The organism is Janthinobacterium sp. 13 (genome assembly GCF_002749695.1).
GTDB lineage: Bacteria > Pseudomonadota > Gammaproteobacteria > Burkholderiales > Burkholderiaceae_D > Janthinobacterium > Janthinobacterium kumbetense.
The window spans coordinates 4,331,686-4,353,392 of sequence record NZ_PEEQ01000001.1 but is presented as its reverse complement, the minus strand read 5'-3'; the positions used below and the strand labels follow the sequence as shown (position 1 = coordinate 4,353,392).

Genomic DNA, 21,707 nt, shown 5'->3' with positions numbered 1-21,707 from the left:
ATGCTTTGCATTCTTTTTCAACTGATATATAATGCGGCCTCTTTCGGGTCGTTAGCTCAGCTGGTAGAGCAGCGGACTTTTAATCCGTTGGTCGCAGGTTCGAATCCCGCACGGCCTACCACGAATGCGCAGTACTAAAAAGCCAATCCTCCGGGATTGGCTTTTTTCGTTTCCAGCCTCCGGTTATACTGGCCCTTCGTCTTGCCAGCCCTGAAAGCAACACATGAAACTTGCCGTCGCCCTCCTCCTGGCCTGTACCTGCCTGTCCGCGCAGGCGCAAACGCCCATCGTGCTCGACGGCCAGTACAGCGCGCGCACGGACGAGATGAGCCTGGAGATCATCGGCAACCGCGTCTGCTTCGCGCCCGACAAGGCGCAGTGGGGCCGTTTGCCCCGGCCTGCCGCCACGCACGATGCGTGGTTTTGTTTCAGCAACGATGGCGAGGCGCGGCGCCTGCTGCGCGTACCCGCGCGCCAGGCCGACAATTGCGGTTGGCAGGCGCGTGCGCGCATCGTCATTGATACGTATCAACCATATGTGGAGCAAGGCGACGGCAACGACATGGCGCGCCTGGCGTCGGTCGTCAAAGTGGCGCAACCGAACGCCATCGCCTGCGAATAAATCAGTCGAGTTCGTATTCCTGCAGATAACGGGCGAACAGTTCCCCATCGGCCAGCGGGCACGCAAACCCCGCGCCCCAGTCGGCCAGCAGCAACCGTTCCTTCAAGGGCAGCAGCAACAGCCCGGGCATGCCATCGCTGCACCACAGGTCGCACACGATGCCCTTGTCGTCCAGGCCTGCGAACAAAGTCTCCGTCTTGTCGCTGCCAAAGGCCCGCACATTCTTGCATTCCACCCGGTAACTGCTGTAGCCCGTGTAGACGGCGTCGTAGGGCGGCAAGGCATCGGCCAGCGCCAGGCGCAGCTGGTCCGCCGTGAGGCCCAGCGCGCGCAGCGGCGACGGCGGCGCCTCGGGCACGTACATGTCCGTCCAGCCGGCGCCGCTGCGGTGCGCGTCGGCGAACGCCTGCTGCTCGCCCATCTGCGTCAGACAATGCTGTAAATTATCCAGCGGCAACAGTTCGATCATGCAAAAATCGTCTTCGTGGTAGTACGCTTCCCGCATGGCTCAATTCCCCAGCAAATCTTGCAGTTGCACATTGCGCCGCGACGTCAGCCGGCCGGCCCAGGTCTCGCTCGTCACGGATGGATAGCGCACGGCGCCAAAATTCATCCAGGCGTCGCGGTACGCCAGCCACAGGCGCTGGGTGGCGCGGATGCCATCCTTGCCCACGGCGCCCGCATGGGTTTCCGCCGGCTTTTTCATGAGCTTGCCGTAGATGGCGTTGAGTTCCTTGTCGAGCGCCGCCGCCTGTTCCTTGGACATGCTTTCTGGCAACTTGCCCGCTTCATACTCGCGCAGATCGTGCGCCAGCTGGTCGAGCTCGGCCGTGCGGGCGGCGATGCTCAGGGCGGCGCGCGCCGTGCCGCTCAAGTCCGTTTCATTCGCCGCGCGCGCATCGGCAAACTTGCTTGCCGCCGCCTGCAGCTTTTGCAGCGACGCTTGCGCCACGGCCGGCATGGCCGCACTGACCTTATCTGTCGCCTGCGCGCGCACGCGCTGCTTTTGCCGCGCATCGATGGCGCTGCACACGCCCATCATGTAGCCGCTCGTGATGTCGTCGCACAGGTCGATCATGCCGCGTCCGCTGGCATTGATCTGCTGCAAGTGCTCGATGCGCCCCCGCATCTCGGCCGGCGCCGCATCGATGCTGCACGCATACTTCAGCGCCAGCAACGGGTCTTTCTGCACGCCCTGCCCATTCTGGTACAGCATCATCAGCACGGCGCTGTTCTGCGTGGCCATGGCGCAATGGCGCGCGGGACGCCAGTCGGCCGGCTTGGGCGAGGACATACTCTTGGTATCGTAATACAGGTCCGTTGCCTGGCATTGCTGCAGCGACGCCACGGCGGACGGCGCCGGCAAGTCGGCGGGCGGCGGCGCCGCATCCTTGACCTTCAGGCAAGCCGCATACCAGGCCGTGCTTTCCGCGTGACCCACGCCCATGGCGCTGGTATTCGGGTACGGTGCGGCGGCAGCGGCAAAAACCGGGGCGACCAGCAGGCAGTTTGCGCCCAGCAATAGCGTTTTCAATAAAGGTAGACTAATTTTCATGTTGAATCGTCGCCAGCGTGAGTAAAGCGGCAAGTTTAACTGATCGGATACGCCCCACCCGTCCGCCATGCGTGCGCCGGCCTGGTAAGTAACGGTACACAGCCTTGGCAGTGCAGGAAACGATGGGCAATAATGTTGCCCGCTGTACTTTTTTCACTACTCCGGACCACGCCCATGACCTCACCCCGTCTTCGCCGTTCCCTCGGCTCGCTGCTGATCGCAGCGACCTGCGCCTCGCTGGCAACGACCGTCCACGCCGCCGATACCAAGGCCACCACCCCAGTTGCCGCCACGCAGGCCAGGCACGCCATCACGCATGAAGACGTGTGGCTGATGAAACGGGTGGGCGCGCCCGTCGCCAGCCCCGATGGGCGATGGGCCGTGTTTTCCGTGGTCGACAGCGCCTACTCTAGCCAAGACCAATCGTCCGACCTGTGGATCAAGTCCTTGCTTGACGACAGCCCCGCGCGCCGCCTGACCTCTTCCAAGGGGGGCGAAAGCGCCGTGGCCTGGTCGCCGGACAGCCGCCAGCTGGTCTTCGTTGCCAAGCGCGACGGCGATGAAGCGGGCCAGATTTACCGCCTCGACGTGGCCGCCGGCGGCGAAGCGCAACGCCTGACCTCGCTCACCCTGGGCGCGCGCATGCCGAAATGGAGTCCGGACGGCAAGCAATTGCTGTTCATCAGCGACATCTATCCAGGCAACAAGACGGAAGCCGACGTCAAGCAAAGCGCGAAAGAGCGCAAGGAGCGCAAATACAGCGCCCGTTCGTATGAAACGACGGCGCCCCGCTATTTCGACAAATGGCTGACCGACAAGCAGGTGCGGTTGTTCATCGTCGATGCGCAGCCTGATACGAAAGGTGAAAACACGCCGCGCGACATCCTGTCGGGCACGCAACTGGTCACTCTGCCGGGCTTTGGCGGCGGCCAGGGCGACGAGGGACAATCGCTGGACGCCGTCTGGACGCCGGACGGCAAAGCCGTCGTCTTCAACGCCGCCACCAACCGCGATGCGGCCCAGCGCGAAGCCGTCTACTCGCAACTGTATCTGCTGCCCGTGGCGGGCGGCGAAGCGCAGCGCTTGACGCAGGACAAACATAGCTACGGTTCCCTGAAATTTGCCGCCGACGGCAAGACCCTGTTCGCCCTCAGCGACGCGCAAACGCCCGGTAAAGTGTATGACGTGAAGCGCCTGGCCAGCTTCGCCTGGCCGATGAGCAACCCTGCACCGACCATCCTGACGGCCAAGCTGGACCGTTCGATCTCCCGCTTCGTGCTGCCCGAAGGCGGCAAGCGCGTCCTCTTCAGCTATGAACATGCGGGCCTGGAAAAGCTGTACTCGATCGACGCCAGGGGCGGCGACGTGCGCGAAGAGCCATCCTTGCCTACGGGCACCATCAACTCGCTGAGCAGCGGCGGCAAGGCCTTGGTCGGCGTGTGGGAGTCCGCCATCAACCCGCCGGAAATCTATGCCTTCAACGGCAAGCAGCCAAAGCGCCTGACGGCTTTCAACACGGACAAGGCAGATAAGATCGACTGGCAGGCGCCCGAGCACTTCTGGTTCACGACGGCCGACGGCCGCCAGATCCACAATATGCTCGTCAAGCCGGCCAATTTCGACCCGAACAAGAAATATCCGCTGTTTACCGTCATCCACGGCGGCGCGGCCAGCATGTGGCGCGACCAGTTCGTGCTGCGCTGGAACTATCATTTATTGGCCAAGCCCGGCTATGTCGTGCTGCTGACGGACTACAAGGGTTCCACCGGCTATGGCGAGGAATTCTCGCGCTCGATTCAATTCGACCCATTGAAGGGCCCGGGCGACGAAGTCAACCAAGGCGTCGATGAAGCCATCAAGAAATATCCATTCATCGACGGCACGAAACTGGCCGCCGGCGGCGCCAGCTATGGCGGCCACCTGGCCAACTGGCTGCAGGCGACCACCACGCGCTACAAGGCCATCGTCTCGCACGCGGGCGAAATGGACCTGATCATGCAGTGGGGCACCAGCGACGGAGGTTTCGGCCGTGAAACGAATGCAGGCGGCCCCGTCTGGTCGAACCTGCCCGTGTGGCGCGACCAAAGCCCCGTCATGCAAGCGGGCAACCACGAAAAAGGCACGGGCTTTACCACGCCGATCCTGATCACCGTGGGCGAGCTCGACTATCGCGTGCCGGCCAACAATGCCTTGATGAACTTTGCCGTGCAACAACGCCTGAACGTGCCGGCGAAACTGCTCGTGTTCCCGGACGAAAACCACTGGATTTTGAAGGGCGAGAACAGCCGTTTCTTCTACAGCGAACTGGAAGGCTGGCTGGCCAAGTACCTCAAATAAGTCCTGAAACGTTCTTGAAAAATGAAAAAGCCAGGCTCCGCACGCGCGGGCCTGGTTTTTTTCATGCGAGCTGGGCGGAGGCCACGGCCGCCTTCTGCCGCTGGATCGCCAGCACCATCAGCGCGGCGACGAGGCAGGCGGCGCCGGCCGCGAACAGGGCCGGGTTGTAGGTCAGCATCAGGGTGCGGATACGGCCCGCCCCATACGCGGCCACGGCGGCCCCAAGCTGGTGGCCGGCGAAGATCCAGCCGAACACCATGCCCGCCCGCTCCCGGCCAAACGTGGCCCCCACCAATTTGACGGTGGGCGGCACGGTGGCGATCCAGTCCAGGCCGTAGAACATGGCAAACAGCGACAGGCCGTACAAGGTGAATTCCGAATACGGCAGCCAGAACAGCGACAAGCCCCGCAAGCCGTAGTACCAGAACAGCAATTTCCGGTTGTCGTAGCGGTCCGACAGCCAGCCGGACAGGATGGTGCCGAACAGGTCGAAGGCGCCCATCATGGCCAGCACGGACGCGGCCGGCACGGCGGACAGGCCCGAGTCGCCGCACAGGGAAATGAAATGCGTCTGGATCAAGCCGTTGGTGCTGAGGCCACAGATGAAGAAGGTGCCGAACAGGATCCAGAAGGTGCGATTCGCGGCAACACTGCGCAAGATCAAAAAGGGCGTGGCAAACGTCATCTTCGCTGCTGGCGGTGGCGCCAGCGGCGTGGCCGGATCGGCGCCATATGGACGCAAGGCCACATCCTGCGGACGGTTGCGCATGCACAGGAAGGCCAGCACGGCGACGATGGCGCAGGCGGCAAACACGGGCATGACGGCCGTGCGCCAGCCGTAGTGCTCGATCAGCCAGGCGCCCACGGGCAGGAACAGCAGCTGGCCCGTGGCCGAGCTGGCCGTCAGCACGCCCACCACCAGGCCCCGGTGCGTCTCGAACCAGCGGTTCGCCACCACGGCGCTCAAGACCAGCGCCGTCATGCCCGAACCCAACCCCAGCAAGATGCCCCACAGGGCCACCAGGTGCCAGAACTGCGTCATGCGCGTGGCCAGCAGCATGCCGGCGGCGATCAGGCCCAGGGCCACGCAAATGATATTGCGCAAGCCGAAGCGCTCCATCAGGATGGCGGCAAACGGGCCCATCAAACCGAACAGCACGAAGCGCACGGCCAGGGCCGAGGAAATCTGCTCCGCATCCCAGCCGAATTCTCGGCTCAAGGGTTGCATCAGCGCGCCCGGCAAGCCCAGCGCGGCCGACGAGGTTAATGCCGTGAGAAAAGTGATGGCGACGATGACCCAGGCAAAGTGCACGCCGCGCCGCTCCAGCCATTGCGAAAAAGGATAGGAAAGCATGCAGTCCCCATGAGAAAAGAGTTAGCCCAGCGCCGCCTGCTGGCGGGTTTTTTCCCATGTTATATTATGATCGTAATTTATACAATCAAAAAAAGCTGGAGCTGCACTGTTGCGTGCGGCTCCAGTCCTGGCTTTAACGCCTGTGCAAAATGCGCTTACTTCACTTTCAAGCCATTCTTCACATCCGTCACGCCTTCCACGCCACGGGCCAGGTCGGCCGCTTTTTTCACTTGCGCCTGGGAAGGCACGAAGCCGCTGAGCATGACGACGCCGTTCACCGTTTCCACGTGCACATCGAGCGCTTTCAAGTCATTGTCCTTGACGAGGTCGGCCTTGATCTTGGTGGTGATGACGGAGTCGGCCACGGCCGTCTTCGTGCTGCCGGCCGCGTTGCGCGTCACGCAGGCGGCCTTGGCCGTCGCATCCATGGCGTCGCAATTTTCCTTCGTCGTGGCGGGCGGATTTTGCGCCACATTGGTACCGGCCCTGGCGCCCGTTTTCGCATCGGCCAGGGCCGCCGTTTTCGCCGCCTTGGCATCGTTCATGCACGTGGTTTTATCCGCGCCAGTGCGGTCGCCGCACTTGGCCCTGGCCAGGTCATACTCGGCATTGGCGACGTCCTTGCGGGCCTTGCCCAGCTCGCGCGGCGTGTTGCGGTACTGGGCCACGGCATCCGAATCGGCCTTGGCGCGCGCCACCCTGGCTTCTTCCACGCAGACTTTTTTCGCGTTGCCGCTATGGCTGTCGCAGGCGGCCTTGGCCTGCTTGTAATCATTTGAAGCCTTGTCCGTCAAACTCTTGTATGAGGCATCCTGCGCATACGCGGGCGTGGCGGCAAGCAGGGCGCTGGCACTGGCGGCCAGCATGAGTGCGATCATTTTGTTCATGATGGTTCCTCTCTGGTTAATTGATGCCCAGATTAGACCCCTGCCGGACGCAAAGCTCCGTGCGACAGCACACGCTGACAGGCCATCCGCGGGAAAAATCATGTTTATTTGTCGCCGCTCAAGCCCTTCCGCCACAATACTTGCGCCTGTTCAAATGGTGAAACAGACTCATCAAAAACTCCCGCGCCATCGGCCAGCGCCAGCCATGCCTGCGTGGCGTGCGAACCATCCGCGGCCTCGCCAGCCGCGCGCACGCCGCGCATCCAGGCCAGCACCTCCTGGTACTGCCCGGGGTGGCGTGCATGCATCCAGGCCAGGGCCACCAGATCCGCATAGCCCTCTTCGCGGCGCGTCTCGCGCAGCTCCTGCGCCAGCGGTGTGAGCTTGCCGCGCTGCATGCTGCGTGGTTCGACAAAGCCGCGCGGCAAGGCATGCCAGTCGCCCTGCGCGTAGCGCTGGCAATGGCCGATCTCATGCGCCGTCATCGCTTCGATCATCGCGCCATGGCGCGCGGGCGGCACGCCCTGCAGGACGGTATCAGCCATGGCATTGCCGCGCAAGGACAGCACCAGCTTGCAGCGCCCGGCTTCGTAGCCCAGCGCCAGCGGCACGGCGCCGGGCGCCTCCTGCGGCTGCACGATGATATCGATGGGCAAACCTTGCGCCCGCGCAAACGCGATCACGGGCTGGCCCGCCTGCAGCCAGCGGGTTTCCAGATCCGTGAGACTGGCGGCAGCCACGGCGGGCAAAGGAGATAGGGCGATGAGCAAGCTCATCAGCAAGAGCGGATTGGGCATGGGGTCGACAGGACAAATGGGGCAGCAACCATTGCAGGGTAAGCGGCACGGATATTTCCACAAGGAAAAACTGGCAACTTTTCATAAATAAAGACGAAAAAAAACCGGCGCAAAGGCGCCGGCTTTTCACACTGACAATAATCAAGCTCGGGCTTATTTCTTCGCCGCCTTGTCCAGTGCGCGCGCCGTGACGAATTCCGGGCGGATATCGTTGGGCACGGCCTTCATCTTGTCGAGCGCCACTTGCACTTCCGGGCGGATGACCACGTATTTGCTCATCATCGCTTGCGCGCGCGCATAGTCGCCCGTCGCCTCGATGGTCAGAAATTCGCGGTCCAGGTCGATCACGGCCTGCTTGATCTTGCTGAAATCGACGCCGAACTTGCCATCGCCCAGCGACACAAAGCCGCCCTTGTCGAGGATGTAATTCATCTGGATGGCCATGCCGCGCGCGTGCGAATCCGTCAAGCCGAAATGCAGGGTGCGGAAACCGGAGGCGAGGAAAGTGTTGTACAGCTTGCGCTCGGCCACGTCGCCCTGGCCCAGGGTATCGTTCAGCTGCCCCTTGTCCATCATGTAGCGCAGCGCGAACAGGCCCGTGATGTCGGCCTTGGCTTCTTCGATGGTGGAATACGCTTCCTTCAAGTCCTGGCGCGGCGTCGATGGCTTGCCGTCGACCACGGTCGCGTGCGGGCCCAGGCCGTGCATGATTTCATGCGCGAGGATGTGCGTGAAGAAGGAGTTGAAATCCACGTCCTGCTGCGCTTCGGGCGTCAGCACCAGTTTCGAGATCGGCGTCAGGGTGGCCTTGAACTTGGCTTCCTGCACGTTTTTCAGCATGACGCGCTTGGAGCCGCGCGCGCTGATGATGCGCTCGTCGTTCGGCAGGTTGTAGGCGGCCGTCTGCACGGCCATGTTGCCGTCGCCCGCGCCATACACCTGGTTGACCACCACCATGGGCGCCAGCGCGCCCACTTTCGGGTTGCGGTACTGGGCGTCGAGCGGCAGATTGTCTTCCAGCTCCTGCATGTGCTTGGCGAAGAAGTTCAGCTTTTGCGTTTCCGCCTGGTCGCGGATGTTCACGTAGGCTTCGAAGGCGGCCTTGTAGCCGAACAGCTCGTCGTTATACGTTTCGTACGGGCCGATGGTGATGTCGACGGGCGAATCGAGGTCCATCCAGGCGAAGTCGGACGGCAGATAGTCGTTGTCGAGGAAAGCCTTGGCGCGCAGGGTCAAAAATTTCTTCAGCGATGCATTGTCCGTGGCGGCCGCCGCTTCGTCGAGCAATTTGGCCAATTGCTTCAGTTCCACCTTGTATTCATCCGAATATTTTACTGTGTGGTATTTGCCGTCCTTGCCCGCGCGGATGGTCGTGAAAAACCATTGCGCCTGCTGCTTGTCGTCCGCCGTCAAGCCATTCATCCACGTTTCCAGGCTGGCCTTGGTGGCGCCCTGCGGATAGAAGTTGCCCGCTTCCGGCTTGTGCGCGGGAATCGTGATGCCGGCATAGCTGGCCGGCATGAACGAGGCGTGGGCGTCGAGCACCGACCAGGGCCCCTTGTTGATCCAGAAATAGTTCAGACGGGCCTGGCCCAGGGCCGACTTGTCCTTCTTCAAGGCCGCCCACAGCGCTTCATTGCCGGACCAGCGCTGGCGCAGCTGCAGCACGTCGACCAGCTTGGCCGCCTCGACCAGCTTGGCGATGGCCTGGCGGTCGCCTGCGGACAGGTGCGTGACATCGGCCGTCAGGGCGACGGGCGCATAGCGGGCACTCATGCTGGTCAGTTGTTGCGCGGTGGCCGGGGTGGCTGGTGCGGCGGCTGGCGTCGCGGCGCAGGCGCTGCCGGCGGCGGCGGCCATCAGCAGGGGAATCAGGATGTTTTTCATGGGGCCTCGGTGTATGGTTCACAGCAAGCAAGCGCCCCGCACCATCACGGCGCGGCCGCTTCCTTGTTCAGCCTGCGATTGTCCCACCTGCCCCATGGCATGGCAAGCGGCTTACCAGACCTTGTATACCTGTCCCGTCTGCGCGCCTTCCACGCTGCGGCTGTAAGCCAGGGCCACGCGGCTGGCGGCGACCGGCTCGAAGCCGTAGAAGAAGGGGCCATACGACTCCAGCGACTCTTCCAGCACCGTGGGGCTGACGACATTGATACGCACGCCGCGCTGCAACTCGATGGCGGCGCCCCGTACGAAACCTTCCACGGCCGCGTTGGTCATGGTGGCGGCCGTGCCGAAGCGGATCGGCTGGTCGGCCACGATACCGCTCGTGAGCGTGATCGAGCCGCCATCGTTCAGGTATTCCTGCGCCACCAGCGCCACGTTGACCTGGCCCATCAGCTTGCTGTCCAGGCCCAGCTGGAATTGCTCGGGCGTAAATTCGGCCAGCGGGCCGAAATGCAGCTTGCCGGCCGTGACGACGACAGCATCGACCTTGCCGATGCGCTTGAACAGGGCGCGCACTTGCGCGATGTCGCCCATGTCCGCCTGATGCGTGCCGCTGCGGCTGCCCACTTCGATGATTTCATGGCGTTGCGCCAGTTGGGCGGCGACGGCCGTGCCGATGGTGCCGCTGGCGCCGATGATAACGATTTTCATGATGCTTCCTTGTCTGGTTGAACGATGGAGCCAGTATGCGCCGCTTACAAAAAGGAATAAATACGCTAGAATTTACAAGATTACTAATCTACAGTTTGCAATCAAGGCGCCATGGATAAATTGCGCAGCATGGAAATTTTTGTCGCCGTCGTCGATGCGGGCAGTTTCACGGCCGCCGCCGAGGCGTTCCAGATCTCGCCCGTGATGGTGGGCAAGCACATCAAATACCTGGAAGAGCGGCTGGGCGCGCGGCTGCTGGCGCGCACGACGCGGCGGCAAAGCCTGACGGAAATCGGCCAGCAATATGTGGAGCAGTGCCGCCAGATTTTGGCCAGCATCCATGCGGCCGAACGGGGTGCGGAAGCCATGCGCACGGCGCCGCGCGGCAAGCTGAAGATCACGGCGCCCGTGTCGTTCGGCAGCGAGTGCATCGCGCCGCTGCTGGCCGACTACCTCGATGCGTATCCGGAAGTGAGCCTGGAATTGAACCTGAACGACAGGACGGTGGACCTGGTGGAAGAAGGATTCGACGCCGCCATCCGCATCGGCAAGCTGGAAGATTCCGCCATGGTGGCGCGCGCGCTGCGGCCGTATGCGATGGTGATCTGCGCCGCGCCCGCCTACCTGGCCAGACACGGCACGCCGCATACGCCGGCCGATCTGGCGCGCCACGAATGCCTGGATTTCATGCAGTGGACGCGCCATGTGCGCTGGCGCCTGGCCAGGAGCGGCGACGACGACGGCAGCCCCGTGCGCGAGAGCCGCTTCCGCTCGAACAATGGGCAGGCGCTGCGCGTGGCCGCCCTGCACGGCTTCGGCATCGTCATGCAGGCGGAAATCCTGATGGCCGGCGATATCGCCGCCGGCAAGCTGGTGCCGCTGCTGGCCGACTACGTGCCGGCGCCGCGCCCCATGCACCTCGTGTATGCGCGCGACCGCCAGCCCACGCCGAAGCTGACGACTTTCATCGATTTTCTGCTGGAACGCTACGGGCCGGCGGCGACACCGCCGCCGGCCACGCTCACGTAACCGGGAAGCTTAGTTGGCCTTTGCGGCGGGCGCCGACGCCAGCTTGGCCAGCTCGCCGTCCGGCTGCCACCCGGCACCTAAAGAGCGGGCCACGGCGACCGTCGCCAGCAGGCGCTGGGTCTTGATCTGCGCGGCGGCGCGGTCCGCAGCCAGCGAGCTGCGCTGCGCATCGGTCACGTCCAGGTAGGTCGAGATGCCGCGTTCATAGCGCGTGCGCGCCACCAGGTAGGCGCGCGCGGCCGCTGCCTGCGACAGGGCCTGGGCGTCGCCCTGCAACTGGCGCTGCTCCACGTCGGACAAGGCGTCTTCCACTTCGCGCAAGGCCGTCAGGAGCTTGGTTTCATGATTCGCCACGGCTTCCGCATAGCGCGCCTTGGACAAATCCAGGTTGGCCTGGTTGCGGCCACCGTCGAAGATCGGCAGGGACAGGGCCAGCGGACCAAAACTGAACTGGCGCGAACCGCCCTGCGCCAGGTCGCGCAGCTTTTCGGACGCATAACCGAAATTGCCCGTCAATTGCAGCGACGGGTAAAACGCGCCTTCGGCCACGCCCACCTGTGCATTCGCCGCGCGCAGGCCCGCCACGCTGGAGACCAGGTCCGGACGGTGCGCCAGCAGGCTGGCAGGCAAGCCGACAGGAATACCTGGCGGCAGCGGCAAGGACGAGGGTTCGGCGGCCACCGGCAGCTGCAGCGCCGACGGCGGCTTGCCCGTCAGGGTGGCCAGGCTGTTTTCCAGCTGGTTGCGCTGGCGCTTGACTTCATGCAGGTCCGCTTGCGCGTTCGACAGTTCCACTTTCGCGCGCGCCAGGTCCAGCTCATTCGTCAAGCCCGCGTTGAAGCGCGCCTCGACCAGCTGGGCCGATTCGCGGCGCGTGTCGAGCGCACCGTTCAAAATCGCCATTTCCGCGTCCAGCCCCCGCAGCTGCCAGTAATTGCTGGCCACTTGCGCCGACAGCATCAGCAGCACGCCGTCGCGGTCCGCCTGCGCCGCCAGCGCCTGCGAGTCCGCCGCTTCGACCATGCGTTTGACGCGGCCCAGCAAGTCGACTTCATACGACAGCGTGCCGCCGACGGAAAAATTGTTGCCGCTGATGGAGCGGTTGCCCAGGGCCAGGCCCTGCGAGGTGTTGGCCGAGGTGCGCGAGTTCGAGATGCCTGTGCTGACGTTCACGCTCGGGCCCTGGTTGGCGCGCGCCGTGCCGCTTTGCGCCAGCGCCTGCAGCAGGCGTTCGCCGGCCGCTTTCACGCTCGGGTTGTCGCGCAACGCGGCTTGTTCCAGCCGGTTCAGGGTGTCGTCGCCGAACACGCTCCACCATTCGGCCGGCAATTGCGCGGCGTCCGCGCTACCCGCGCCGTGGCGGAACGTGGCCGTGTCGATGCCGGCCAGATTGGCGGGCGCCTTGAAATCCTGGCCCACGGTGCCGCAGGCGGCAAGCAGCACGGCCAGCGAGGCGGCTGCGGCGATTTTGGTCATAACTGTGTTCATGATGTGTACCTTCTTGTTCTTGAGGTGCTGCACGTGCGGCCTGTGCGCGGTCAATGACCGCCGCCACCGCCACCGGGGGCTTTGAGTTTGTCGGCCAGCCACAGGGGCACGATACAGGCCAGCAGGATGGCGCCGACGAGGAAGAAGCCGTCGTTGTAAGCCATCACATACGCTTCGCGGCGCACGATGCCGTCGATCGCCTGCAAGGCCTGGTTGCCGGCCGTGACGGCGTCATAGCCCTTGGCCATGAACGAGGACGTCAACTGGTCGATGCGCAGCTGCGTGGCACTGGAATACGCGTTGATCGCTTCACCCAGGCGCTGCGAGTGAAAGTGCTCGCGGGTGCTCAGGGCGGTGGCCAGCAGGGCGATGCCGATCGAGCCGCCCAGGTTGCGCGTCATGTTGAACAGGCTCGAAGCGGACGCCATGTCCTTCGGCGCGATGCCCTTCATGGCGAAGTTCGACAGGGTCAGCATGACGAAGGGCTGGCCCAGCGCGCGCACCACCTGCGACCACAGCAACTGGTCGTAGCCGGTGGAAGCGTCCATGTAGGCATTCATCATGCACGAACCGCCGAACAGCAGCAGGCCGAACGAGCACAGGATGCGGTTGTCCACCTTCGACGACAGCTTGGCGACAAACGGCATGATGAACAGCTGCGGCAAGCCCACCCACATGATGACTTCACCGATCTGCATCGGCGAATAGCCGGCGATCTGGCCCAGGAACAGGGGCAGCAAAAAGGCCGAGCCATACAGGCCCATGCCCGTCACGGCCGACAGCACGGTGGCGACGAGAAAATTGCGCTGGCCGTACAGGGCCAGGTTGACGAACGGTTCGGCGCGCGTGGCGCTGGTGACGACCCAGCCCAGGATGCCCGTCAGGGCCAGCGCGGCGAAGGCGATGATGAAACCCGAGTCGAACCAGTCCTTCGAATTGCCCTCTTCCAGGAAGATGGTCAGGCAACCGAGGCCCAGGGCCATGAAGAAGATGCCCAGCCAGTCGGCTTTCCAGAACAGCTTCAGTTGCATCGGCTCCTTGTCCAGGCCATAGATCATGCCGGCGATCAGCAGCACGCCCGGTACCCAGTTGATGTAGAAGATCGAAGGCCAGCCATACAGTTCGGAGAGATACCCGCCCAGGGTCGGGCCCATGGCCGGCGCCAGGGTGGCCGTCAGGCCGAAGATGGCCATGCCGACGGCGCGCTTCGACGCCGGCAGCTTGAGCATCACCAGGGTGAACGCCATCGGTATCAGCGCGCCGCCCGTAAACCCTTGCAGCATGCGGAAGACGATCATGCTTTCCAGGTTCCACGCCGCCCCGCACAGGGTGGAGAACAGCAGGAAGAAGGCGGTGGTGCCGATCATGTAGGTACGCAGTCCGAACACGCGCGCCAGCAGCGCGGTGAGGGGAATGACGATAATTTCCGCCACCAGGTAGGCCGTGGAAATCCACGAGCCCTCTTCCTGGGTGGCCGACAGCGAGCCAAGGATATCCTTGAGCGAGGAGTTCGTGATCTGGATGTCGAGCACCGCCATGAAGGCGCCCAGCATGCCGGCGGCGACCGCCAGCCAGGTGCGCCCGGAGACTTTCTCGTCGATCACGGGAAACGCTGGCGGCTTCGCCAGCGTGGTGGAGGAGCTGCTCATGGAAGCTTAGCGGGTGGCGGTATGGGCGGCAGGAGCGGCGGCGTGGCGCGCATCCTTTTCCGACACGGGCTGGTTCACTTCCACTTCGGCGATCACCGACATGCCCGGCACCAGGCGGCCATTCATGGCCTTGATGTCTTCCGGCTGGAAGACGATTTTCACCGGCACGCGCTGGACGATCTTGGTGAAGTTGCCGGTGGCGTTATCGGCCGGCAGCAGGGCGAACTGCGCGCCCGAGGCAGGGGCGAAGCTGTCCACGGTACCCACCAGTTTCTTGCCCGGCATGGCGTCGATCGTCACGTGCACGCTCTGGCCGCGGTGCAGGTCGGCCAGCTGCGTTTCCTTGAAGTTGGCGGTGACCCAGACGTTGTCTTGCACGATGGCCGTCAATTGCTGGCCAGGCTGCACGCGCATGCCCGTTTCCACGTTGCGCTTGCCGATGCGGCCGGCGACGGGCGCCAGGATGCGGTTGTATTGCAGCTGCTGTTCCGCGTCCTTCAATTGCACGCGCAGCACGGCCACTTGCGCCTTGGCCACGTCGCGCGCGGCCTGGGCGGCGCCGATCTGCGCCTTGGCGGCCGAAGCGCTGTCGCGGCGGGCGGCCAGGTCGGCCACGGCGCTCGAGCGGGCCGCATTGGCCGCGTCGAGTTCCGCTTTCGAGACGGCTTTCATCTGGCTCGTGTACAGCTGGCCATAACGCTCCGCATCCTGTTTCGCGCGCAGCAATTGCGCGTCGGCTTGCGCCACTTGCGCCTGGGCGCCGCTGGCTTGCGCCTGCACCTGGGCGATCTGCGCGTCCGCCTGCAGCACTTGCTGTTCGGCGCTGGCGATCTGCGCGGCGATCTGCTCGGTTTTCACGCGCTGGTCGAACGGGTCGAGTTCGGCGATCACGTCGCCCTCTTTCACGATTTGATTGTCGTCGATGAAGACCTTGGTGACGACGCCGGAAATACGCGCCGAGACGGGATGCACGTGGCCGGCCACATAGGCGTTTTCCGTTTCCACGAAGTAGTGGCTGCGGTACCACATGCGCGCGCCGGCGCCCAGGGCGACCAGGACGATCAGGCCGGCGATGATTTTCACGCGGTTATTCGGTGCTGCGGAGCTGGCGGAAGCGGCAGGCGCGGAAGGTGCGGCCGGGGCCGCGGGTGGGACGGCGCTCAGCACCTTGTGCTCTGCTTGGCCTGGCTGGTTGGACATACTCGCTCCGGAAATGAAATGATGTAGGTTCATTATTAGGCAAAGAAAAGCCAAAGTCAAGAAATGAAACGATTGCATTTCATTTTAATTTGCACTACAGTGTGAGCCATCACTTACCTTCCCACTTATAAAGAGACCCAGACCATGCCCGATCCCGGCCTCAGCGATACCTTGCCAACCGATAAAGAATCCGACGCAGCTGCCCAGGAGCTTTCCTGCTGCGGCAAGCCAGCCGGCCGCCCGCGCGCGGCCGACATGGAAGCGCGCATGGAAAACCTGCTGCACACGGCCGGCTGCCTGTTTCTGGAAAAGGGGTATGGAAAGGTCAGCCTGGAAATGATCGCCCGCGAAGCCCATGTGGCCGTGCGCACGATTTATGTGAAGTTTGGCGGCAAGTCGGGCTTGTTCAATGCCGTGGTGGAACTGCGCCGCGCCGCCTACTTCTCGACCATGCCGGCGCTGGAAACGGATATGCGGCCCCTGCCTACCATCCTGGGCGAGTTCGGCCTGCTGTTCGTGCAGCTCGTCACCATGCCGGCGGCGATCCGCCTGAATCGCATGGTGGTGGCCGAGGCGGCCACGCACCCGGAACTGGCGGAAACGTTTTACAAGGTGGGGCCGGGACAGACGCGCGAGATGCTGGTCAAGTTTTTCAGCCGACCCGACATCGCGCCCCTGTTCCGCGCCGAACTGACGCCGTCCATGCTGGCGCTGCACCTGCTCAATTGCCTGCTGGGCGACCAGATGTCGCGCCTGCTGTTTCCGCCGCAGGCGCAACCGGACGTGGCGCAATTGCGCGCCAAGGTGGCGGTCAGTCTCGACCTGTTCCTGCGCGGCACCCTGCGCCAGCCGCTGGCGGGCTGACGCGGGACGGCTGGCCCGCCAGGTCAGCCGGGGCGGCTGCAGTCTTCCATCGCCGCCGCGTCGGCGTGTTCATCGTTCAAGCCCAGCGCGCGCAGGAAAGGCTGGGCCGCCGATGCGCCATCGAGACTAAGTGAAGACTCACTTCCATCGTAGCGCTCGGGGCCATAGCGCATCAGGTCGAACGACGTTTCAAAACGCTGCGCCAGGAAATACGTGCGGAAGTAATCGAAGGAAAACGCCACCTGGCCATCGGCCTGCAGCAACAAGCCATGCGCATACAACGGCGCCAGCCAGTCCACGGCCGCCATGTCCCAGCCCTTCACGCCACAATAGTCGCCGGCAAAGCGCTCCAGCTCTGCCGCGCTGAGGAAGACGGTCTTCGCTTCGAACATCACGAACGCCAGCTCCATCAGGAATTCGCGCGCATCGGCAGCCGCGCCGGCGTCCACGCGCCGCGGCGCGCCCGCCATGCCCAGCAAGCCATCGAGATAGGCGCGCTCGCCTGCCAGTTGCGGCAGCAAGGTGGCAAACACATACTCGGCATCCACCTGCCCCGTTTCCTGCCCATTCGGCGTGTACAGCACCGACAGGGCGAAGTTCTTGCTCACGTCATCGAACTCGCGCAGGGACACCGTCCACTGCGTGCCTGCCTTGCCGTCATCGGCCGCGTCCGTGCCGAACTCGAGTACGGCAAACGCCGCCATCTGGCCATGCGCACCGTACAGACTGCCGGGATTGCTTTTGAACAAGATTCCCAGCGACTTCATCAGCGAACTGGCATCGCCCGTATGCTGGTGGCCATGGAACACGGCGTGGATATTCTTGTAGTGCGCGCGCTGCTCGGCACTGGCATGCTCATCGGCGGAGAAAAAGCTGAAGCCGGCATTGCCCAGCGCCGCCGCCGCGACACCCTGCGCGCGGCTGCCCGGCACCAGGTAGAACCGCGCGCCGGGCAAGCTGGCCGCCTGCAGCAAGGGGCGCAGGAAGTATTCGTAGACATACACGGGCGTCGTGCCGGCACAGGCGTCGGGCGCCACCAGCTGGCCCGTGAAGAAAATTGCATCGATCCTCTTGCCCGCCGCCAGAATAGCGGCCACATCCTGGTACAAGGCATGCAGCATCACGGCTTGCTCTTGCTCATCGGCCCGGCGCAAACGGACATCGGCAATATGGAGGGCGGTAAATTTTTTCATTGTTGCAAAACTTTCTTGGGGCCTATCCCAGTAGGGAGCGTCTTCTGCTGGCAGTTCATCAGGAGCGCGGACAAGGCGTGAGGAGCACGCGGGGCGAGCCACGCGACGACGATCAACGCAGTCCCCGCTTCCGAGGGGCGCCAGCAGGGGATGCATTCATCCACCGGGGCAGGCTCTCATCGGTACAGCGGAACTTGACCGAACCCCACGCTGGCAACATTCCTGGAAAATCACACGCTTCCATTGCAGCAAAAAGAAGAACATGGTGACAGACCTCCATTCTGCCACTTTTTCCATACGGCAATACTCACCAATTTTCACATGGGGCGTATCCGCCACGCCCCATCTGCGGTTTACGCTGCCAGGATCAAGGGATATAAAAAAAATCCGCAATCGCTTGCGGGTTTTTTTAGTGTGACAAGGTGCGGCTACAACATCAGCGCTTGCGCGGCGGTGGCAAGTCCGTGCACACGCCTTCGTACACTTCCGCGGTTTTTTCAACCTGCAGATCGATTCACGCAGGGTCGGGGGCGGGTGGTAGCCCGCTCCAATAAAAAAACCCGCAATCGCTTGCGGGTTTTTGAGTGTAACAAGGTACGGCTACAGCATCAGCGCTTGCGCGGCGGCGGCAAGTCCGTGCACACGCCTTCGTACACTTCCGCGGCCATGCCGATCGATTCGCCCAGGGTCGGGTGCGGATGGATGGTCTTGCCGATATCGGTGCCGTCGCAGCCCATTTCGATGGCCAGCGCGATCTCGCCGATCATGTCGCCCGCATGCGTGCCGACGATGGTGCCGCCGATGATGCGGTGCGTTTCCGCGTCGAACAACAGCTTGGTGAAGCCTTCGGCGCGGCCGTTGGCCACGGCACGGCCGGAAGCTGCCCACGGGAAGTGGCCCTTCTCGACCTTGATGCCCTTGGCTTTCGCTTCGTCTTCCGTGATGCCGGCCCATGCCACTTCCGGATCCGTATAGGCGACCGATGGAATCACCTTGACGTCGAAGTGCGACTTCTGGCCGGAAGCCGCTTCCGCGGCCACGTGGGCTTCATGCACGGCCTTGTGCGCCAGCATCGGCTGGCCCACCAGGTCGCCGATGGCGAAGATGTTCGGCACGTTGGTGCGCATCTGGCTGTCGACGTTGATGAAACCGCGGTCCGTCACTTGCACGCCAGCCTTGTCGGCCGCCAGCTTCTTGCCGTTCGGGCTGCGGCCCACGGCGACGAGCACCAGGTCGTAGATCTGCGGCGCCGGCGCCGTGGCGCCCGCTTCAGCCGCTTCAAACGTGACCTTGATGCCTTCCGGCAACGCTTCCACCGCGACCGTCTTGGTCTTGGTCATGATGTTGTCGAAGCGCTTCTCGTTGAACTTCTGCCACACCTTGACGGCGTCGCGGTCCGCGCCCTGCATCAGGCCATCCATCATTTCGACCACGTCGATGCGCGCGCCGAAGGTGGAATAGACGGTCGCCATTTCCAGGCCGATGATGCCGCCGCCGATGACCAGCATGCGTTTCGGGATCTGGCGCAATTCCAGCGCACCCGTCGAATCGACGATGCGCGGGTCTTCCGGCACGAAGGGCAGTTTCACCACGGACGAACCGGCAGCGATGATGGCTTGCTTGAACTGCACGACTTTTTTCGAGCCGTCGGTAGCCGTCACCTCGATGTGGTTCGCGGAGAGGAACTGGCCCACGCCGGTGACGACTTGCGTCTTGCGCGCCTTGGCCATGCCGGCCAGACCGCCCGTCATGTTCGAGATTACGCCTTCCTTGTACTTGCGTACCTGATCGATATCAATGGTCGGCTTGGCAAACGTCACGCCCGTGTTCGACATGTGCGCCGTTTCATCGATGACGGAAGCGACGTGCAGCAGCGCCTTCGACGGGATGCAGCCCACATTCAGGCATACGCCGCCCAGGGTGGCGTAGCGCTCGACGATGACCGTCGACATGCCCAGGTCGGCCGCGCGGAACGCCGCCGAATAGCCGCCAGGACCGCCGCCCAGCACCATCATGTCGACATCGATGTCGACCTGGCCGCTGTAATTGCCGGCCGGGATGGCGGCAACGGCTGCCGGTGCTGCCGCCGGGGCAGCCGCCGGAGCAGCTGCTGCAGGCGCAGGAGCGGCTGCCGGTGCAGCTGCCGCCGCGCCTTCAGATGCTTCCACCACCAGCAGCGCGCTGCCTTCGGCGATCTTGTCGCCAACCTTGACTTTCAATTCCTTGACGACGCCCGCGTGGGTCGATGGAATCTCCATGCTGGCCTTGTCCGATTCGACCGTGATCAGCGACTGGTCCACCTTGATGGTGTCGCCGACCTTGACCATCAGTTCGATGACTTCGACTTCCTTGAAGTCGCCGATATTCGGTACTTTTACCTCTACTGTGCTCATCAATCGCTCCTTACAGCAGAATTTTGCGCATGTCGGCCAGGACTTCGCCGAGGTACACGGAGAATCGCGCGCCCATCGCGCCATCGACCACGCGGTGGTCGTAGGACAGCGAGGTGCCCATCATCAGGCGCGGCTGGAAGGCCTTGCCATCCCATACCGGCTTGATCGAGGCTTTCGACAGACCCAGAATAGCCACTTCCGGCGCATTGACGATAGGCGTGAAGTGCGTGCCGCCGATGCCGCCCAGGGACGAAATCGTGAAGCTGGCGCCCTGCATGTCGGCCGGTTTCAGCTTGCCTTCGCGCGCCTGCAGCGACAGTTCCGTCATTTCGCGGGCGATTTGCGAGACCGACTTCTGGTCCGCGCCCTTGATCACGGGCACCACCAGGCCATTCGGCGTGTCGGCCGCGAAGCCGATGTTGTAGTACTGCTTGAGGATCAGGTTTTCACCCTTGGCATCCAGCGAAGCGTTAAACGCGGGGAATTTCTTCAGCGCGGCGACGGAGGCCTTGATGACGAAGGCCAGCATGGTCAGCTTGGCCGCATCCTTGTTCTTCGCATTGGCGGCGTTGGTGTCGACGCGGAATGCTTCCAGGTCCGTCACGTCCGCTTCGTCGAACTGCGTGACGTGCGGGATCATGACCCAGTTGCGGTGCAGGTTCGGACCCGAAATTTTCTTGATGCGCGACAGCGGCAGCAATTCGGTCGTGCCGAACTTGCTGAAGTCCAGCGACGGCCAAGGCAGCAGGTCCAGACCCACGCCCGAACCGGCCTTGGCGACCGGTGCGTTCGGCGCAGCGACGGCGCCCGACATCACGCCCTTGACGAAATTCTGCACGTCTTCCTGGGTGATGCGGCCCTTCGGACCGGAACCGCCCACGCGGGCCAGGTCTACGCCCAGTTCGCGCGCAAACTTGCGGATCGAAGGCGACGCATGCGCCAGCTTGCCGTTGACGGCAGGTGCGGCGACTGGGGCAGCAGCAGGTGCAGCAGCGGCGACCGGTGCCGAAGCGACGGCGGCGGCTGGTGCGGCGGCAGCTTGCGCCGGCGCTGCGGCCGGGGCGGCAGCGGCAGGAGCGGCGCCAGCGGTCGTTTCCACGACCAGCACCAGCGAACCCTTGGCCACCTTGTCGCCGACCTTGACTTTCAATTCCTTGACAATACCGGCGTGGCTCGATGGAATTTCCATGCTGGCCTTGTCCGATTCGACCGTCAGCAGCGACTGGTCGACCTTGATGCTGTCGCCCACCTTGACCATCAGTTCGATGACTTCGACTTCCTTGAAGTCGCCGATATCGGGCACGGTCACTTCCACCAGGGCCGGCGCGCCGGAAGCGGCAGGCGCTGGCGCGGGAGCGGCGGCTGGTGCAGCTTCAGCAGCCGGTGCAGGGGCGGCAGCGGCAGGCGCTGGCGCTGGCGCCGAGGCGTCGTCCGCCACTTCCAGCAGCAGGACCAGCGAACCTTCGGCGATCTTGTCGCCCACGTTGACTTTCAATTCCTTGACGACACCGGCGTGGCTCGATGGAATTTCCATGCTGGCCTTGTCCGATTCGACCGTGATCAGGGATTGGTCGACCTTGACCGTATCGCCTGGCTTGACCATCAGTTCAATGATCTCGACTTCCTTGAAATCGCCGATATCCGGGACTTTGACTTCCACAATGCTCATAGCTTGCTCCGTTATTTTATTTGTCAGATGGACCCGCACACACGCCAGGGCGACACTTTCGCACCGCCCTGG

17 protein-coding genes and 1 tRNA gene are annotated in these 21,707 nt (G+C 63.5%); 5 read left to right on the top strand and 13 right to left on the bottom strand.

Annotated features, from left to right (window positions below):
- Window positions 1-45: 45 nt before the first annotated feature.
- Both CLU94_RS19060 and CLU94_RS19055 read left to right on the top strand, forming a co-directional pair.
- A tRNA-Lys gene (locus tag CLU94_RS19060) sits at window positions 46-121 on the top strand.
- A 102-nt stretch (window positions 122-223) separates the two neighbouring features.
- Complete coding sequence (locus tag CLU94_RS19055; RefSeq protein WP_099666786.1) at window positions 224-622, top strand: hypothetical protein; 399 nt, start codon at window positions 224-226, stop codon at window positions 620-622.
- Window position 623: 1 nt separating this feature from the next.
- Here the strand turns inward: CLU94_RS19055 and CLU94_RS19050 are convergent, their stop codons facing one another.
- Both CLU94_RS19050 and CLU94_RS28535 read right to left on the bottom strand, forming a co-directional pair.
- Window positions 624-1,091, bottom strand: a complete 468-nt coding sequence (locus CLU94_RS19050) for a hypothetical protein (RefSeq protein WP_143451479.1) — start codon at window positions 1,089-1,091, stop codon at window positions 624-626.
- Window positions 1,092-1,130: 39 nt separating this feature from the next.
- Entirely contained in the window at window positions 1,131-2,177 is a 1,047-nt protein-coding gene (locus tag CLU94_RS28535; RefSeq protein ID WP_218965308.1) for a lysozyme inhibitor LprI family protein, read from the bottom strand.
- Window positions 2,178-2,351: 174 nt separating this feature from the next.
- Between CLU94_RS28535 and CLU94_RS19040 the strand changes: the two genes are divergently transcribed.
- Entirely contained in the window at window positions 2,352-4,514 is a 2,163-nt protein-coding gene (locus tag CLU94_RS19040) for an alpha/beta hydrolase family protein (RefSeq protein ID WP_099666783.1), read from the top strand.
- Between the two features lie 61 nt (window positions 4,515-4,575).
- Here CLU94_RS19040 and CLU94_RS19035 read toward each other — a convergent pair whose 3' ends face one another.
- From CLU94_RS19035 to CLU94_RS19015, 5 genes are all read right to left on the bottom strand, one after another.
- A complete protein-coding gene (locus CLU94_RS19035; RefSeq protein ID WP_099666782.1) occupies window positions 4,576-5,868 on the bottom strand; it encodes an MFS transporter in 1,293 nt (430 codons plus the stop codon).
- A 155-nt stretch (window positions 5,869-6,023) separates the two neighbouring features.
- Window positions 6,024-6,755, bottom strand: a complete 732-nt coding sequence (locus CLU94_RS19030; RefSeq protein WP_099666781.1) for a BON domain-containing protein — start codon at window positions 6,753-6,755, stop codon at window positions 6,024-6,026.
- 104 nt (window positions 6,756-6,859) lie between these two features.
- On the bottom strand, window positions 6,860-7,552 hold the full coding sequence (locus CLU94_RS19025; protein WP_257218874.1) for a hypothetical protein: 693 nt from the start codon (window positions 7,550-7,552) through the stop codon (window positions 6,860-6,862).
- A gap of 153 nt (window positions 7,553-7,705) precedes the next feature.
- On the bottom strand, window positions 7,706-9,439 hold the full coding sequence (locus tag CLU94_RS19020) for a dipeptidyl-peptidase 3 family protein (protein ID WP_099666780.1): 1,734 nt from the start codon (window positions 9,437-9,439) through the stop codon (window positions 7,706-7,708).
- A gap of 111 nt (window positions 9,440-9,550) precedes the next feature.
- On the bottom strand, window positions 9,551-10,150 hold the full coding sequence (locus tag CLU94_RS19015; RefSeq protein ID WP_099666779.1) for a short chain dehydrogenase: 600 nt from the start codon (window positions 10,148-10,150) through the stop codon (window positions 9,551-9,553).
- Window positions 10,151-10,261: 111 nt separating this feature from the next.
- On the opposite strand from CLU94_RS19015, the gene CLU94_RS19010 reads away from it, so the two are divergent.
- On the top strand, window positions 10,262-11,179 hold the full coding sequence (locus CLU94_RS19010; RefSeq protein ID WP_099666778.1) for a LysR family transcriptional regulator: 918 nt from the start codon (window positions 10,262-10,264) through the stop codon (window positions 11,177-11,179).
- A gap of 9 nt (window positions 11,180-11,188) precedes the next feature.
- Here CLU94_RS19010 and CLU94_RS19005 read toward each other — a convergent pair whose 3' ends face one another.
- The 3 genes from CLU94_RS19005 to CLU94_RS18995 form a co-directional block, all read right to left on the bottom strand.
- Entirely contained in the window at window positions 11,189-12,655 is a 1,467-nt protein-coding gene (locus tag CLU94_RS19005; protein ID WP_099666777.1) for an efflux transporter outer membrane subunit, read from the bottom strand.
- 62 nt (window positions 12,656-12,717) lie between these two features.
- Window positions 12,718-14,316 (bottom strand): DHA2 family efflux MFS transporter permease subunit, encoded by a 1,599-nt coding sequence (locus CLU94_RS19000; RefSeq protein ID WP_077408028.1) that lies wholly within the window; start codon window positions 14,314-14,316, stop codon window positions 12,718-12,720.
- 6 nt (window positions 14,317-14,322) lie between these two features.
- Window positions 14,323-15,516 (bottom strand): HlyD family secretion protein, encoded by a 1,194-nt coding sequence (locus tag CLU94_RS18995; RefSeq protein WP_099666776.1) that lies wholly within the window; start codon window positions 15,514-15,516, stop codon window positions 14,323-14,325.
- Between the two features lie 144 nt (window positions 15,517-15,660).
- Here CLU94_RS18995 and CLU94_RS18990 point away from each other — a divergent pair, with 144 nt between their 5' ends.
- Window positions 15,661-16,380, top strand: a complete 720-nt coding sequence (locus CLU94_RS18990; RefSeq protein WP_099666775.1) for a TetR/AcrR family transcriptional regulator — start codon at window positions 15,661-15,663, stop codon at window positions 16,378-16,380.
- 23 nt (window positions 16,381-16,403) lie between these two features.
- Here the strand turns inward: CLU94_RS18990 and CLU94_RS18985 are convergent, their stop codons facing one another.
- From CLU94_RS18985 to aceF, 3 genes are all read right to left on the bottom strand, one after another.
- Window positions 16,404-17,573 carry a hypothetical protein gene (locus tag CLU94_RS18985; RefSeq protein ID WP_099666774.1) on the bottom strand — a complete coding sequence of 390 codons (1,170 nt, stop codon included), beginning with the start codon at window positions 17,571-17,573 and terminating at the stop codon, window positions 16,404-16,406.
- A 608-nt stretch (window positions 17,574-18,181) separates the two neighbouring features.
- On the bottom strand, window positions 18,182-19,966 hold the full coding sequence (gene lpdA, locus CLU94_RS18980) for a dihydrolipoyl dehydrogenase (RefSeq protein ID WP_099666773.1): 1,785 nt from the start codon (window positions 19,964-19,966) through the stop codon (window positions 18,182-18,184).
- A 10-nt stretch (window positions 19,967-19,976) separates the two neighbouring features.
- Window positions 19,977-21,635 (bottom strand): dihydrolipoyllysine-residue acetyltransferase, encoded by a 1,659-nt coding sequence (gene aceF / locus CLU94_RS18975; RefSeq protein WP_099666772.1) that lies wholly within the window; start codon window positions 21,633-21,635, stop codon window positions 19,977-19,979.
- Window positions 21,636-21,707 lie beyond the last annotated feature (72 nt).